The 12,869-nt window shown below is 44.8% G+C and carries 21 protein-coding genes; all 21 read right to left on the bottom strand.

The window, feature by feature from the left end; translation table 11 throughout:
• Positions 1–61 precede the first annotated feature (61 nt).
• The 21 genes from DWX00_RS15305 to rplN all read right to left on the bottom strand — a co-directional run bounded on the left by DWX00_RS15305 (position 62) and on the right by rplN (position 12,838).
• On the bottom strand, positions 62–1,024 hold the full coding sequence (locus tag DWX00_RS15305; protein ID WP_117510475.1) for a DNA-directed RNA polymerase subunit alpha: 963 nt from the start codon (positions 1,022–1,024) through the stop codon (positions 62–64).
• A gap of 72 nt (positions 1,025–1,096) precedes the next feature.
• Positions 1,097–1,690 (bottom strand): 30S ribosomal protein S4, encoded by a 594-nt coding sequence (gene rpsD, locus DWX00_RS15310; RefSeq protein ID WP_022461575.1) that lies wholly within the window; start codon positions 1,688–1,690, stop codon positions 1,097–1,099.
• Between the two features lie 16 nt (positions 1,691–1,706).
• The gene (gene rpsK / locus DWX00_RS15315) at positions 1,707–2,099 is read right to left on the bottom strand and encodes a 30S ribosomal protein S11 (RefSeq protein ID WP_022461574.1); all 393 of its coding nucleotides are present in this window, start codon (positions 2,097–2,099) and stop codon (positions 1,707–1,709) included.
• A 50-nt stretch (positions 2,100–2,149) separates the two neighbouring features.
• Positions 2,150–2,518 (bottom strand): 30S ribosomal protein S13, encoded by a 369-nt coding sequence (rpsM, locus tag DWX00_RS15320; protein ID WP_117510474.1) that lies wholly within the window; start codon positions 2,516–2,518, stop codon positions 2,150–2,152.
• Between the two features lie 297 nt (positions 2,519–2,815).
• Positions 2,816–2,929 (bottom strand): 50S ribosomal protein L36, encoded by a 114-nt coding sequence (rpmJ, locus tag DWX00_RS15325; protein ID WP_003022746.1) that lies wholly within the window; start codon positions 2,927–2,929, stop codon positions 2,816–2,818.
• Positions 2,930–3,221: 292 nt separating this feature from the next.
• Positions 3,222–4,688, bottom strand: coding sequence for a VanW family protein (locus DWX00_RS15335; RefSeq protein WP_158555030.1), 1,467 nt, complete (start codon positions 4,686–4,688; stop codon positions 3,222–3,224).
• A 683-nt stretch (positions 4,689–5,371) separates the two neighbouring features.
• Positions 5,372–5,590: a translation initiation factor IF-1 gene (gene infA / locus DWX00_RS15340; protein ID WP_022461642.1), complete on the bottom strand. Its 219-nt coding sequence runs from the start codon at positions 5,588–5,590 to the stop codon at positions 5,372–5,374.
• A 3-nt stretch (positions 5,591–5,593) separates the two neighbouring features.
• The gene (locus tag DWX00_RS15345; protein WP_022461643.1) at positions 5,594–5,845 is read right to left on the bottom strand and encodes a KOW domain-containing RNA-binding protein; all 252 of its coding nucleotides are present in this window, start codon (positions 5,843–5,845) and stop codon (positions 5,594–5,596) included.
• Complete coding sequence (gene map, locus DWX00_RS15350; RefSeq protein WP_022461644.1) at positions 5,842–6,612, bottom strand: type I methionyl aminopeptidase; 771 nt, start codon at positions 6,610–6,612, stop codon at positions 5,842–5,844. Before map ends, DWX00_RS15345 begins: the two co-directional genes overlap by 4 nt.
• 3 nt (positions 6,613–6,615) lie before the next feature.
• Positions 6,616–7,260: an adenylate kinase gene (locus tag DWX00_RS15355; RefSeq protein WP_022461645.1), complete on the bottom strand. Its 645-nt coding sequence runs from the start codon at positions 7,258–7,260 to the stop codon at positions 6,616–6,618.
• A 167-nt stretch (positions 7,261–7,427) separates the two neighbouring features.
• Positions 7,428–8,744, bottom strand: a complete 1,317-nt coding sequence (secY, locus tag DWX00_RS15360; protein WP_022461646.1) for a preprotein translocase subunit SecY — start codon at positions 8,742–8,744, stop codon at positions 7,428–7,430.
• On the bottom strand, positions 8,744–9,184 hold the full coding sequence (gene rplO, locus DWX00_RS15365; protein ID WP_118595665.1) for a 50S ribosomal protein L15: 441 nt from the start codon (positions 9,182–9,184) through the stop codon (positions 8,744–8,746). The genes secY and rplO overlap by 1 nt, the downstream gene beginning before the upstream one ends.
• Positions 9,185–9,196: 12 nt before the next feature.
• Positions 9,197–9,379, bottom strand: a complete 183-nt coding sequence (rpmD, locus tag DWX00_RS15370) for a 50S ribosomal protein L30 (protein ID WP_022461648.1) — start codon at positions 9,377–9,379, stop codon at positions 9,197–9,199.
• Positions 9,380–9,393: 14 nt separating this feature from the next.
• A complete protein-coding gene (rpsE, locus tag DWX00_RS15375) occupies positions 9,394–9,903 on the bottom strand; it encodes a 30S ribosomal protein S5 (RefSeq protein ID WP_022461649.1) in 510 nt (169 codons plus the stop codon).
• A gap of 20 nt (positions 9,904–9,923) precedes the next feature.
• A complete protein-coding gene (rplR, locus tag DWX00_RS15380) occupies positions 9,924–10,292 on the bottom strand; it encodes a 50S ribosomal protein L18 (RefSeq protein WP_055220751.1) in 369 nt (122 codons plus the stop codon).
• A gap of 17 nt (positions 10,293–10,309) precedes the next feature.
• Entirely contained in the window at positions 10,310–10,849 is a 540-nt protein-coding gene (gene rplF / locus DWX00_RS15385; protein ID WP_022461651.1) for a 50S ribosomal protein L6, read from the bottom strand.
• A gap of 80 nt (positions 10,850–10,929) precedes the next feature.
• Positions 10,930–11,331, bottom strand: a complete 402-nt coding sequence (gene rpsH, locus DWX00_RS15390; protein ID WP_022461652.1) for a 30S ribosomal protein S8 — start codon at positions 11,329–11,331, stop codon at positions 10,930–10,932.
• Between the two features lie 24 nt (positions 11,332–11,355).
• Positions 11,356–11,541, bottom strand: coding sequence for a type Z 30S ribosomal protein S14 (locus DWX00_RS15395; protein ID WP_022461653.1), 186 nt, complete (start codon positions 11,539–11,541; stop codon positions 11,356–11,358).
• 16 nt (positions 11,542–11,557) lie between these two features.
• Positions 11,558–12,097 carry a 50S ribosomal protein L5 gene (gene rplE / locus DWX00_RS15400; protein ID WP_022461654.1) on the bottom strand — a complete coding sequence of 180 codons (540 nt, stop codon included), beginning with the start codon at positions 12,095–12,097 and terminating at the stop codon, positions 11,558–11,560.
• 20 nt (positions 12,098–12,117) lie between these two features.
• On the bottom strand, positions 12,118–12,459 hold the full coding sequence (gene rplX / locus DWX00_RS15405) for a 50S ribosomal protein L24 (protein WP_022461655.1): 342 nt from the start codon (positions 12,457–12,459) through the stop codon (positions 12,118–12,120).
• 10 nt (positions 12,460–12,469) lie between these two features.
• Positions 12,470–12,838: a 50S ribosomal protein L14 gene (rplN, locus tag DWX00_RS15410; protein WP_022461656.1), complete on the bottom strand. Its 369-nt coding sequence runs from the start codon at positions 12,836–12,838 to the stop codon at positions 12,470–12,472.
• Positions 12,839–12,869: the final 31 nt, after the last annotated feature.

Genomic DNA, 12,869 nt, shown 5'->3' on the forward strand with positions numbered 1-12,869 from the left:
TCGGACTTACTGACAGGGGGTTTTCGTCTACAAATCAAACGGAAAGATAAATCGCTGTGATTTATTCTCCGTCCCCAGGACTCAGTGACAGTCCCAGTTCTTTCAGCTTTGCAAGTACCTCTTCCAGAGACTTGCGGCCCAGGTTACGAACCTTCATCATGTCTTCGGAAGTTTTGTTGCACAGCTCTTCTACGGTATTGATACCGGCACGTTTCAAGCAGTTATAGGAACGCACGGAAAGCTCAAGCTCGTCGATGTTCATCTCCAGAACTTTCTCTTTCTCATTGTCCTCTTTCTCGATCATAACTTCTGCTGTCTTCGCATTCTCAGACAGATCGATGAAGAGTTTCAGATGCTCGCTTAAAACCTTAGCTGCCAGGCTGACTGCCTCGTCCGGATCCAGTGTTCCTCTGGTGTAAACATCCAGTGTCAGTTTATCGTAATCGGTAATCTGACCTACACGGGTGTTCTCCACTTTGAGGTTTACACGCTCAACCGGTGTATAGATAGCATCCACAGCGAGAACGCCGATCGGCATGTCATCGCTCTTGCCTTTGTCAGCACTGATATAACCGCGGCCTTTTGTGATCGTCAGCTCCATGTACAGCTTGCTGTCCGGGCCGCCGTTCAGGGTTGCGATTACCTGATCCGGATTCATGATCTCAATATCCTGATCTACCTGAATATCGGATGCTCTTACAACTCCCTCGCCCTCGAACTCAATATAAGCAACTTTTGCTTCGTTGGTTACGCTGTTATTGCGGATTGCAAGGCTCTTCAGGTTCATGATGATTTCTGTAACGTCTTCTTTTACTCCAGGGATGGAGCTGAATTCATGAAGAACGCCCTCGATTTTAACCTGGCTTACTGCTGCTCCAGGGAGGGAAGAAAGCATAATTCTGCGAAGAGAATTACCTAATGTGATACCGTAGCCTCTTTCCAGAGGTTCAACCACAAATCTGCCGTACTTCTTGTCATCAGAAATCTCAGTAATTTCAATTTTCGGTTTGTTAAAATCAAACACTCGAAAGCCCCTCCTTTTAAATTGGTTGGCTCATTACTCATGGGAATAAAGCCTTCCGCGTATGGCGATTCTTTATTTAGAATACAGCTCGACGATCTGCACTTCGTCAACCGGAACATCGATCATTTCGCGGGTAGGACGCTCTTTTACAACACCTTTGAGTGCCTCAAGATCAGCCTCGATCCATTCTGGAGTCAGACGGCCGCCTGTAACCTCTACGATGTCTTTATATCTCTGAGAGGATTTTTTACCCTCTTTGATTTCGATGGTATCACCAGCGCTTACAAGGTAAGACGGGATATTTACCTGTTTGCCGTTAACCAGAACGTGTTTGTGGTCAACGATCTGACGTGCTTCTTTTCTGGTTCTAGCCATTCCCATACGGAACAGAACGTTGTCCAGACGGAGCTCAAGAAGGATCATCAGGTTCTCACCAGTCTGTCCTTCCATTCTGTCAGCCTTTTTGTAATAGTTAACAAAAGGTTTCTCCAGAACGCCGTAGATGAATTTTGCTTTCTGTTTTTCTCTTAACTGAAGACCATACTCAGACATTTTTCTGTTTGCTCTTTTCAGCTGTCTTGTGGACTTCTTATCAATTCCAAGATATACAGGATCCATTCCGAGGGATCTGCATCTTTTCAGGACTGGTACTCTATTTACTGCCATGTTCTTAACCTCCTAATCAGACTCTTCTACGTTTTGGTGGGCGGCATCCGTTGTGCGGAACCGGTGTTACGTCGCGGATGCTTGTAACTTCAAGACCGCATGCCTGAAGGGCACGGATTGCAGCTTCACGACCTGATCCTGGTCCTTTTACCATAACGTCAACAGTCTTTAAGCCATGAACCAGCGCTGCTTTGGTAGCAGTTTCTGCAGCCATCTGAGCTGCGTATGGAGTAGATTTTCTTGAACCTCTAAATCCCAGACCGCCGGCACTTGCCCATGAAAGAGCGTTTCCTTCTGCATCAGTCAGTGTTACGATTGTATTATTGAAGGAAGACTGGATATGTGCCTGTCCGTGTTCAACGTTTTTTCTGACACGACGTTTTGTCGTTTTCTTTGTCACTTTTGCCATTTTAAAACTAACCTACACTTTCTTAATCTTATATTGGACTACTGGTTAAATTATTTCTTCTTATTTGCAACAGTTCTCTTAGGACCTTTGCGGGTTCTTGCGTTGGTCTTTGTTTTCTGACCACGAACCGGAAGGCCTTTACGATGACGGATACCTCTGTAGCATCCGATCTCCTGCAGACGTTTGATGTTCATAGCGATTTCTCTACGAAGATCTCCCTCTACAACCTGAGTCTCATCGATAACTGCGCTGAGTCTCTTTACTTCATCGTCTGTCAAATCTCTGCAGCGTGTATCTGGATTTACTCCAGCCTCTTTTAAGATACGATCTGCACTTGTTCTACCGATTCCGTAGATATAGGTCAGACCAATCTCAACACGTTTGTCTCTTGGTAAGTCTACACCAGCTATACGAGCCATGTACTTTGTCCTCCATTTTTCTAAAACATTAATATTTTCCTAATTGGGATACAGGTATGCGTGTATCCAGCCGTGTTCGCACGACCTTTCTCCTTCTGCCACCTGACAGATGGGAGTATTAAGCAATATTATAAGGGATGTCTGCGCTCCGCGCGTCCATCCGCCGGAGGTGTCCTGGCTGCTTTGTCTGCCAGGTGTCTCACTTTATAATATTAACAGCAAAACAACGCACTCACGCGCATCTTTGCTGCAGCCGCACTTAAAATCTGCACAATTACGATCAAGCCTAATGACGGATTAGCCCTGGCGCTGTTTGTGCTTTGGATTCTCACAAATGATTCTGATGCTACCTTTTCTTTTGATAACTTTGCATTTCTCGCAGATCGGTTTTACAGAAGATCTAACCTTCATGATGAATCCTCCTTTCTTTGCTCCTAGCGCCCCGTGTAGGGGAATTTTCTGTTGTAAACTTTTGGGATGCGCTTTCTTTTTGTGGGTTAGAAAAAAGTCCACGCGCAAAAGTTCGTTTTATAGTATAGCATTTTGTCCCCGGAAATGCAAGGAATTTTTTACATATTTTTTCACTTTTTTTTGCTCCTTTTCTGTGCATTTTTTCATTTCTCCCACCGGTAAGAAAAAAAACAGGCAGGACAGATTTTTTTCTCTGTCCCGTCTGTTTTTACAGGTAACATCTTTTTTTGCATCATGATCCTGAGTTCAGCGGTTTGTATTTGCTTGCGCATACGGATTCTGATTTTACTACATTTCCGCTTGCATCTTTGTAATCACGATACGTTACATTACTCATTTCATCGATCTGCTTTACCCTTGGCTCAATGGTATAGTCGTTTTCTTTTGTTCCGAGAATTTTTACGGTCAGTGTGTCACTGCTGTCCATATTCATCACAATTTTCACCGGGTACTTATGATTATTTTCAAATTTGAAATCCGGTGAATCCCAGAATACGGTTGCATCCATTCCAGACGGCACATAATGTACCGGCATCGAATGGTTGGCTCTTTCCACCACATCAAGGTCTGTGTACAAAATAGCGGAAAACAGTGTGGAGGACACCTGGCATTCGCCTCCTCCAAGTACCTGGACGACTTTGCCATCCTGATAGCCTGCTGCCTCCTGATATCCTTTTTCCGCCGTTGTATCACCTACGACACCATTAAAAGAGAAGGTTTCTCCCGGCAGAACAATCTGTCCGTTGCATATAGATGCCGTAAGTCCGACGTTGTGAATTCTTCCGCTCGTTCCACCCGCTGCGCTGGAGCTGTAACTTCCAAGCGTGTCTTTAAACAGGTTTGCGTTCATCTTCTCGGTTGTAATCTCCGGCTCGGTAAATGTAAACGGAATCGTGATATCCGTATTTTCTTCTGCACTCTCATACTCGGCTTTCGCATTGTCCGCATTCATTGAGGTTCCGTTTTTCGATGCCACAACGGAATATCCGTTATCCGGATCCAGCGTCGCATTGACGGGATCGGTATAAATCTGGCTTGCAATTCCGGCAAAATCCGGTTCTGTCAGCTGATTTTCTGCCGTCGGGCAGGAAATTACATCCTGGAAATTCATTGCTGTCACATTCGTCTGGATCTGCTGTTTTAAGGCATCCACATCCGGTCTGGTTCCGGAAATGCCTTTATGCACGATCAGGCCGGTATCTGTTACTTCATATGTAGTATCCTGCATGGAGTTGTAATCCTGAATGCCGGATGCCTGTACAATTCCTTCCACCTCATCTGGATGGGTCGCAGTCGGCTGCACATCATAGGAAAGCTTCTCTGCCTTTCCCCATTTCATCTCGACCCACTCCAGACCGCGAACCAGAAGATTTCCATGGCCTTTTTCATATGCTTTTTCAATTTCTGCGGAAGCATCCATCCCCAGCATTGGAAATACGTTCATCGTATACTGCTGACCATCCAGCTCAACGGTAACAGCTGTATCTTTATAATCTTCTTCAAACTTCTGTTCTACTGTCTGCGCAGCTTCTTTTTTGCTCATTCCCTGAATGTTTACTCCGTTAATAGAAGCATCTGCCCAGATTTTGTCATCCTCGATGATCAGACAGAAGATTCCATATGCAGCGGCAAGTAAAACAATCACTGCAACTACGCTCAATGCTGCAACAAGGCCTTTTTTCTTTCCCCTTTTTGTCATTGCACATTTTCCTTTCCTGTTATCTGTAAGGAGCAGCGATGCCATTGCTGCAGATCCGAATTTTTTTCAGACTGCAGCCTGCTGTTTCATAAAATGTTTCCCTGATTTCTGCCGGTACATGGATTTTACCGCACCGCACAGGAGATCCTTCCCGGTAAAATTTCTCCGTAAAGTTTCTCTATTGCATTGTATCACATTATTTTGAGAATTCAACCAAATATTTCAACTTCACACAGAATTCACAAACATATATTCTTCTGTCGCTTTCGAGCCCTCATCTGTCATTTTCACGGTTTTCCGGCCGCTCTTTTCTCCTGTCTTTTCACTTTTTCTTTTTTTTCTGACGGTTTAAAAATTTTGTTTCAAAAGTGCACAAATTCTCCTGGTTTTTACAAAAAGTTTTCATAAAATTTTATACTTTTTTCATTGCTTTTTCTATTAAAATATTGCATAATACATCTGGAAGGTTTCAAAAGGGACTGAAAAGAAATTCAGATGCCCGCCGCCGCGGATGCTGCAGGGTTTGCAGACTGGTGCTTGCTTTGTGGCTGTCAGAAATCTGAAGGCCGGTGATCGAAATCTTTGTTCTGTAGAACGGTTACTGTTATTGGGGATGAATACAGAGAAACACATACAGAGAAAAAGCCATCCGGCATGCCGGATGGCTTTTTTTATCGTATTTCTTATTTATCTCTCCAGATAATACGTCCCTTGTCCAGATCGTATGGGGACAGCTCGATGGTTACTTTGTCTCCCGGAAGAATACGGATAAAGTTCATACGCAGCTTTCCGCTGATATGAGCCAGTACAACGTGTTTATTTTCCAGTTCTACTTTAAACATTGCGTTTGGTAATTTCTCGAGGACAGTTCCCTCTACTTCAATTACATCTGCCTTAGACATTGATTAATCCTCCTTCAACTCTTTGCAACTTTTTTCTTTTAATGCCTTACGGATATCTTCATCACGAACCGCATCCGTCATTTCGTAATCCGGCTGTACGTGAATCAGCTTCTTCTTTTTCGGCCGGTTGGCGGTACGGATTTTTCCGTCCACCAGGAATACGTATGGCTCCTGTACATCCGAAATCACATACAGCTTTCCTTTATCGTGGCCGGCCAGGCTTCTGGCAAACATTCCTTTCACAATCGGTTTCATAAATCCTCCTCCGTATGCGAAAGTGTCAGAATTTCCGGTTCTCCCTCCGTAATCAGAATCGTGTTCTCATAATGTGCGGCAAGAGAGCCGTCTTCTGTCACAACGGTCCAGTCATCATCCAGCCATCTGACTGCATAGCCTCCGGCTGTGATCATCGGCTCGATGGCGAGCGTCATGCCAGGCTGCAGACGGACGCCGCGGCTTGGCTGTGCGAAGTTCGGCACTGCCGGATCTTCGTGCAGGTGCGTTCCGATGCCGTGGCCTACCAGGTCGCGGACAACGCCGTAGCCGAAGCTCTCTGCGTATGCACCGATCGCCGCCGAAATCTCATGAAGATGATGGCCTGCTTTTGCGTATTTGATTCCTTCAAAAAAGGCCTGGCGTGTTACTTCCACCAGTTTTCTTGCCTCCGGCGAGATCTCACCGACCGCGTGTGTGCGGGCTGCGTCGGAATGGTATCCTTCATAGATAAGTCCCGCATCCAGGCTGACAATGTCGCCCTCTTTCAGAATCCGTTTTTTACTTGGGATTCCGTGAACCACTTCTTCGTTCACAGAAACGCAGATCGAAGCCGGATACCCATTATAGTTTAAAAAGTTGGGAGTGCATCCGAAGCTGCGGATCATCTCTTCTCCGAGCTTGTTGATTTCCCAGGTTGACATTCCCGGATGGATGGCGCGGCCTAATTCATCGTGTACCTTCTCCAGCAGTTCACCGGCACGGCGCATTTTTTCAATTTCCCGGGCAGTTTTAATTGATATGGACATCCTTTACGCTCCTAAAATCTTTACTATATCCTGAAATACCACGTTGATATCCTGGGTTCCGTCAACTTCCACCAGAACATTGGCTTTCTTATAGTAGTCAATCAGAGGCTGTGTCTGAGCATGGTATACAGACAGTCTCTTCTGTACGGTCTCAGGTTTATCGTCATCACGAAGAACCAGCTCGCCGCCGCAGGTATCGCATACATCTTCTACCTTTGGTGCGTTAAATTCTACATGATACGTTGCTCCGCATCCGATGCAGGCACGGCGTCCGCCCATACGGTGAACGATATTTTCATCCGGTACTTCTACATTGATTGCGTAGTCAATTTTCTCTCCGCGTGCTTCCAGGGCTTTGGTCAGTGCCTCTGCCTGCGGAATCGTTCTTGGGAAGCCATCCAGCACGTAGCCCTTTGCTGCGTCCGGTTTGGAAATACGGTCTACAACAAGATCGCAGGTCAGCTCGTCTGGAACGAGTTCTCCCTTGTCCATGAATGCTTTCGCTTTCTTTCCAAGCTCGGTTCCCTCTTTGATATTTGCGCGGAAGATATCGCCGGTTGAAATATGAGGAATCTCATATTTTGCAGCGATCTGTTTTGCCTGTGTACCTTTTCCGGCACCAGGTGCCCCCAACATAATAATTTTCATGCGCTTTTCCTCCCATGTTTGAATTTGCAGCAATCCACTGCGTGTAATTTACCCTATTATACCATAAAATAAACCACAATAGCAAAAATTTTCTCTGTTAAAGCCTCTTTAAAAGCGCTTTAAACAAAAGAAAGGGCCTGTCTTATCCAGACAGTCCCTCTTATGCCTTAATCGTTTAAGAATCCTTTGTAATTGCGTACCAGCATCATGGATTCAATCTGTTTTAAGGTTTCCAGAATTACGCTGGCAATAATGATCAGAGAAGTACCTCCAAAGGATACATTCGCTTTGAAAAATCCATTAAAGAAAAATGGAATCACTGCAACAATGGTAAGACCTGCTGCACCGATAAAAATAATATAGCTGAGCAGATTGTTCAGATAATCTACCGTGGATTTACCCGGGCGGATGCCTGGGATAAAGCCGCCCTGTTTTTTCATGTTATCTGCAACTTCCATCGGGTTGAAGGTGATGGAGGTATAGAAATAAGCGAAGAAAATAACAAGGACAATGTAGAGAATCAGGCCCAGCGAAGCAACTGGATTGGTTTTATCAAACCAGTTGTTGGAATTCAGCATCTTGATCAGCGTTCCGCCGATGCCTTTGATATCCGACTTTCCGACAAACGACAGGATAATCGATGGGAAAGACATGATGGATGATGCAAAGATGATCGGGATAACGCCCGCTGTATTTACCTTCAGCGGAATATTGGATGACTGTCCGCCAACCATTTTTCTTCCGGCCATTTTCTTGGAATACTGTACCGGAATTCTTCTCTCAGCGCCATTCAGGATCAGTACCAGCACAACAACAGCGATGATCACAACAGCGATGATAATCCACATCAGCAGACCACGCGCGATGGTTTTGCCTTTTACGAAGGTTTCGTAAAGGGTTACCATATCCTGCGGGATTCTGGAAAGGATGTTGATTAACAGGACCATAGAAATACCATTTCCAACGCCCTTGTCGTTGATCTGTTCTCCCACCCACATAAGGAAGGCAGAACCGGCTGTCAGAGCTGCCACTACAACAATCACATTAACTGCGTTAAAAGTGGTGAGGAGTCCCTGGCGTCCAAAGCCTACTGCCATGGCAACAGACTCAAACAATGCAAGACCTACTGTCACATAACGAGTAATCGCAGTCATTTTCTTTCTTCCCTCTTCGCCGTCACGCTGCATTTCCTCAAGTCGTGGAATTGCAATGGTGAGCAGCTGAATAATGATGGAAGAAGTAATGTACGGTGTAATACTCAGAGCAAAGATGGAGAAACGGTCGAAACCGCCGCCCGTGAATGCATTCAGGAAGCTGAATGCCTCATTCGTATTATTTGCAAAATAATTCGCAAAAAAGCTTGTATTGACACCCGGTACAGGCATCTGAGAGCCTAACCGGATGACAACAAGCATCATAAGCACATAAAATATTTTGCGACGAACATCTTTGACCTTAAATGCATTGATAAAGGTCTTAAACATTAGATCACCTCGACTGTTCCACCTGCCGCTTCAATTTTTGCCTTTGCGCTCTCGCTGAAAGCATTTGCTTTTACAGTGAGTTTTTTGGTGACTTCACCGTTTCCAAGGATTTTTACGCCATCTCTCGGATTGGAAACAAGACCAGTCTCAATCATAGTTTCTACGGTTACAACAGCTCCGTCCTCATAACGATTCAGAGCATCTACATTGATTCCAACGATTTCCTTGGCGTTTCTGTTTTTGAAACCTCTCTTCGGAAGACGTCTGTATAAAGGCATCTGACCACCTTCAAATCCCGGTCTCGGTGCTCCGGAACGTGCTTTCTGTCCTTTGTGGCCTTTACCTGCTGTTTTACCATTTCCTGAACCATGTCCACGGCCTCTGCGGAAGTTATCGTTCTGTCTGGAACCTTCAGCCGGCTGTAAATTAGATAAGTCCATTACGGTACCTCCTTATGCTTCTTCTACTTTAACCAGGTAAGAAACCTGATTAACCATGCCGCGAACTGCTGCGTTATCCGGCAGTTCTACCGTCTTGTTAACTTTTTTCAGACCCAGTGCTTCCACGGTTCTTCTGTGTTTCGGAACACATCCGATCGGGGATTTCACCAGTGTTACTTTTAATTTATCTGCCATTTTTCACATCCTCCTTAAGCAAAGATCTCGTTTGTAGATTTGCCGCGAAGTCTTGCTACTTCTTCTGGAGTCTTCAGCTCAGACAGACCAGCGATGGTAGCCAGAACTACGTTCTGCTTATTTCTGGATCCAAGGGATTTTGTACGGATGTTCTTAATACCAGCTAACTCGATTACGGCACGGGCTGGGCCACCAGCGATGACACCAGTACCTTCAGGAGCTTTCTTTAACAGAACCTCTGCGCTTCCGAATTTACCTACGTAGTCATGAGTGATACTTCCGTTCTCATTGATTGCTACGCTTACCAGTTTCTTCATAGCGTCTTCTTTACCTTTGCGGATAGCTTCCGGAATCTCGGCTGCTTTTCCAAGGCCTGCGCCTACGTGTCCATTGCCGTCGCCGACAACTACTAAAGCTGTGAAACGGAAGTTACGACCACCTTTAACAACTTTTGTAACACGCTTAATTGATACGACTTTTTCTTCCAGTTCGAACTGGCTTGCATCAATAATTGTATGCTTCATGTGTTCTTTTCCTTCCTTTCTTAGAATACCAGCCCAGCTTCTCTAGCTGCGTCTGCGAATGCCTGGATTTTTCCCTGGTAGATGAATCCGCCACGGTCAAATACAACTTCAGTAATACCTGCTTCTACAGCTTTCTTTCCAAGAACGGTTCCAAGATATGCTGCTGCATCTACATTGTTGGTTTTCTCAAGCTCTGCTTTCACTTCTTTCTGAAGAGTAGAAGCAGAAACTAAAGTATTTCCAATCGTATCGTCGATAATCTGAGCATACATATGGTTATTGCTGCGGAATACACACAGACGCGGACGCTGTGCAGTACCTACGATATGATTACGTAATCTTCTATGCTTTTTCTGGCGCATCTGCGCTCTTGATACTTTACTAATCATGTTCACACTCTCCTTAATTATTTCTTACCAGTCTTACCAACTTTACGTCTGATCACTTCATCAGCATACTTGATTCCCTTGCCCTTGTATGGCTCAGGTCTTCTCTTGTCTCTGATTTCAGCGGCATACTGGCCAACTTTCTCTTTGCTGATACCGGAAACAATGATCTTGTTGCCGTCTACAGCGGAGGAGAGTCCTTCCGGATCGATCATCTCTACCGGATGAGAATATCCAAGAGACAGAACTAATTTGTTGCCCTGTTTTGCAGCTCTGTAACCTACACCGTTTACTTCCAGTGTTTTGGTATAGCCTTCGCTAACACCAATTACCATGTTGTGGATCAGAGTTCTGGTCAGACCATGAAGAGCTTTCATTTTCTTCAGATCGTTCGGTCTTGTAACTACTACGTGTCCGTCTTCCAGTTTGATGGTCATTTCAGACGGGAGAGTTCTCTCTAATGTTCCTTTTGGTCCTTTTACTACAACGTGGTTGTTTTCCTGGATGTCTACTGTTACACCTGCAGGAATTGCCACTGGCAGTCTTCCAATACGTGACATACCAATTTCCTCCTATTAACTTAGATTTTCGGAGAGAGCTTTAAGCTCTCTCTGTTTTCAGTTGCCTTGTTTCGTTTCTATTACCAAACGAATGCCAGAACCTCGCCGCCGACCTGCAGCTTACGAGCTTCTTTATCGGTGATAACACCCTGGTTTGTGGAAAGAATAGCGATTCCAAGTCCGCCAAGTACTCTCGGCAGCTCATCTTTGCCAACATAGATTCTCAGACCCGGTTTGGAGATTCTCTTCAGACCGGTGATGATCTTCTCGTTTTTGTCAGCGCCGTATTTCAGGGTGATGTGCATATTCTGGAATGCACCCTCATCGCTGAGTTCATATTTTGCAATGTATCCCTCGTTTACCAGGATATCAGCGATTGCGATTTTCATTTTGGATGCCGGAACATCTACTGTATCATGTTTTGCAGTGTTAGCGTTACGGATTCTTGTAAGCATATCTGCAATCGGATCACTCATACTCATTTGAATTTGCCTCCTTCTAAAATTTTACCAACTAGCTTTCTTAACGCCAGGAATCTGGCCTTTGTATGCTAATTCACGGAAGCAGATTCTGCAGATTCCGTATTTTCTTAAATATGCGTGTGGACGGCCACAAATTCTGCAACGATTGTATTCTCTTGTAGAGAATTTAGCTTTGCGCTGCTGTTTGATTTTCATTGCTGTTTTAGCCATGAATCAATTCCTCCTATTACTTTGCGAATGGCATGTTGAATAATGTCAGTAATTCACGAGCTTCTTCATCTGTGTTAGCAGTGGTAACGAAGATAATGTCCATACCTCTGACTTTATCAACTTTATCATACTCGATCTCTGGGAAAATCAGCTGCTCTTTGATACCAAGAGCATAGTTTCCTCTGCCATCGAAAGCGTTCGGATTTACGCCGCGGAAGTCACGTACACGAGGCAGTGCCAGGTTGATCAGGCGGTCTGCGAACTCGTACATTTTCTCGCCACGAAGGGTAACTTTGCATCCGATCGGCATACCCTCACGGATTTTAAAGTTTGCTACGGAATTTTTCGCTTTGGTGGTAACTGCTTTCTGTCCGGTGATAGCTTCCATATCACTGATTGCAGCGTCCAGAAGTTTAGCGTTCTCCTTAGCTTCACCAACACCCATGTTGATTACGATTTTGGAGAGCTTCGGCACTTCCATCACGTTTTTGTATCCAAATTTTTTGGTCATTGCATCAACGATCTGCTCGTTGTAAAGATCTTTCAGTCTACTCACGGTTTTGCCTCCTCTCTTCCTTAATCAATTACTGCGCCGTTCAGCTCTTTTGCTTTTGCAACGCGGGTTCTAACAGCTTTTGTTTTGCCGTTTTTCTCAACCATCTCAACTTTGATTCCAACGCGGGTCGGAACTCCTTTTACAACCAGCATTACGTTGGATGCATCGATAGGAGCTTCTTTGTTAACGATTCCGCCCTGCTGATTGCTCATAGACGGTTTCTCATGCTTTGTAATCATGTTTACGCCTTCAACAACAACACGGTTGTTCTTTACGTCAACGCTGACTACTTTGCCGGTTTTGTCTTTATCTTTGCCGGCGATTACCTTTACGGTATCGCCTTTTTTAATCTTCATTGACATAGCTGTCCTCCTATAATACTTCCGGAGCTAAGGAAACAATCTTCATGAACTGTTTCTCACGAAGCTCTCTGGCTACTGGTCCAAAAATACGGGTTCCTTTTGGAGTTTTGTCATCTTTGATAATAACTGCTGCGTTCTCATCAAATTTGATGTAAGAACCGTCTTTACGACGAGCGCCTTTTACGCTTCTTACAACAACAGCTTTTACTACGTCACCTTTTTTAACAACGCCGCCTGGTGTTGCATCTTTGACCGAAGCAACGATTACATCACCAATGTTGGCATATCTTCTTGTAGAACCGCCCATAACACGAATGCATAAGATTTCTTTTGCACCGGTGTTGTCAGCGACTTTCAGTCTAGTTTCCTGCTGAATCATGCTGGTATTCCTCCTTTAGCATTCTGATCTC

The sequence above is a fragment of the Blautia sp. AF17-9LB genome, assembly GCF_003479185.1.
Taxonomy (GTDB): Bacteria; Bacillota; Clostridia; order Lachnospirales; family Lachnospiraceae; genus Fusicatenibacter; species Fusicatenibacter saccharivorans.

Coding starts and splice junctions, on each gene's coding strand:
- rpsK (WP_022461574.1), bottom strand. CDS start 2,099: ATGGCAAAAGTGACAAAGAAAACGACAAAACGTCGTGTCAGAAAAAAC.
- rplX (WP_022461655.1), bottom strand. CDS start 12,459: ATGTCAATGAAGATTAAAAAAGGCGATACCGTAAAGGTAATCGCCGGC.
- DWX00_RS15395 (WP_022461653.1), bottom strand. CDS start 11,541: ATGGCTAAAACAGCAATGAAAATCAAACAGCAGCGCAAAGCTAAATTC.
- rpsM (WP_117510474.1), bottom strand. CDS start 2,518: ATGGCTCGTATAGCTGGTGTAGACTTACCAAGAGACAAACGTGTTGAG.
- rplN (WP_022461656.1), bottom strand. CDS start 12,838: ATGATTCAGCAGGAAACTAGACTGAAAGTCGCTGACAACACCGGTGCA.
- rplF (WP_022461651.1), bottom strand. CDS start 10,849: ATGTCACGTATTGGAAGACTGCCAGTGGCAATTCCTGCAGGTGTAACA.
- infA (WP_022461642.1), bottom strand. CDS start 5,590: ATGTCTAAGGCAGATGTAATTGAAGTAGAGGGAACTGTCCTCGAGAAA.
- rpmJ (WP_003022746.1), bottom strand. CDS start 2,929: ATGAAGGTTAGATCTTCTGTAAAACCGATCTGCGAGAAATGCAAAGTT.
- rpsH (WP_022461652.1), bottom strand. CDS start 11,331: ATGAGTATGAGTGATCCGATTGCAGATATGCTTACAAGAATCCGTAAC.
- rplO (WP_118595665.1), bottom strand. CDS start 9,184: ATGGACTTATCTAATTTACAGCCGGCTGAAGGTTCCAGACAGAACGAT.
- DWX00_RS15355 (WP_022461645.1), bottom strand. CDS start 7,260: ATGAAAATTATTATGTTGGGGGCACCTGGTGCCGGAAAAGGTACACAG.
- DWX00_RS15345 (WP_022461643.1), bottom strand. CDS start 5,845: ATGAAACCGATTGTGAAAGGAATGTTTGCCAGAAGCCTGGCCGGCCAC.
- rplR (WP_055220751.1), bottom strand. CDS start 10,292: ATGATTAGTAAAGTATCAAGAGCGCAGATGCGCCAGAAAAAGCATAGA.
- rpsD (WP_022461575.1), bottom strand. CDS start 1,690: ATGGCAGTAAATAGAGTACCAGTCCTGAAAAGATGCAGATCCCTCGGA.
- secY (WP_022461646.1), bottom strand. CDS start 8,744: ATGTTTAAGACCTTTATCAATGCATTTAAGGTCAAAGATGTTCGTCGC.
- map (WP_022461644.1), bottom strand. CDS start 6,612: ATGTCCATATCAATTAAAACTGCCCGGGAAATTGAAAAAATGCGCCGT.
- rpmD (WP_022461648.1), bottom strand. CDS start 9,379: ATGGCAGATAAATTAAAAGTAACACTGGTGAAATCCCCGATCGGATGT.
- rpsE (WP_022461649.1), bottom strand. CDS start 9,903: ATGAAGCATACAATTATTGATGCAAGCCAGTTCGAACTGGAAGAAAAA.
- DWX00_RS15335 (WP_158555030.1), bottom strand. CDS start 4,688: ATGACAAAAAGGGGAAAGAAAAAAGGCCTTGTTGCAGCATTGAGCGTA.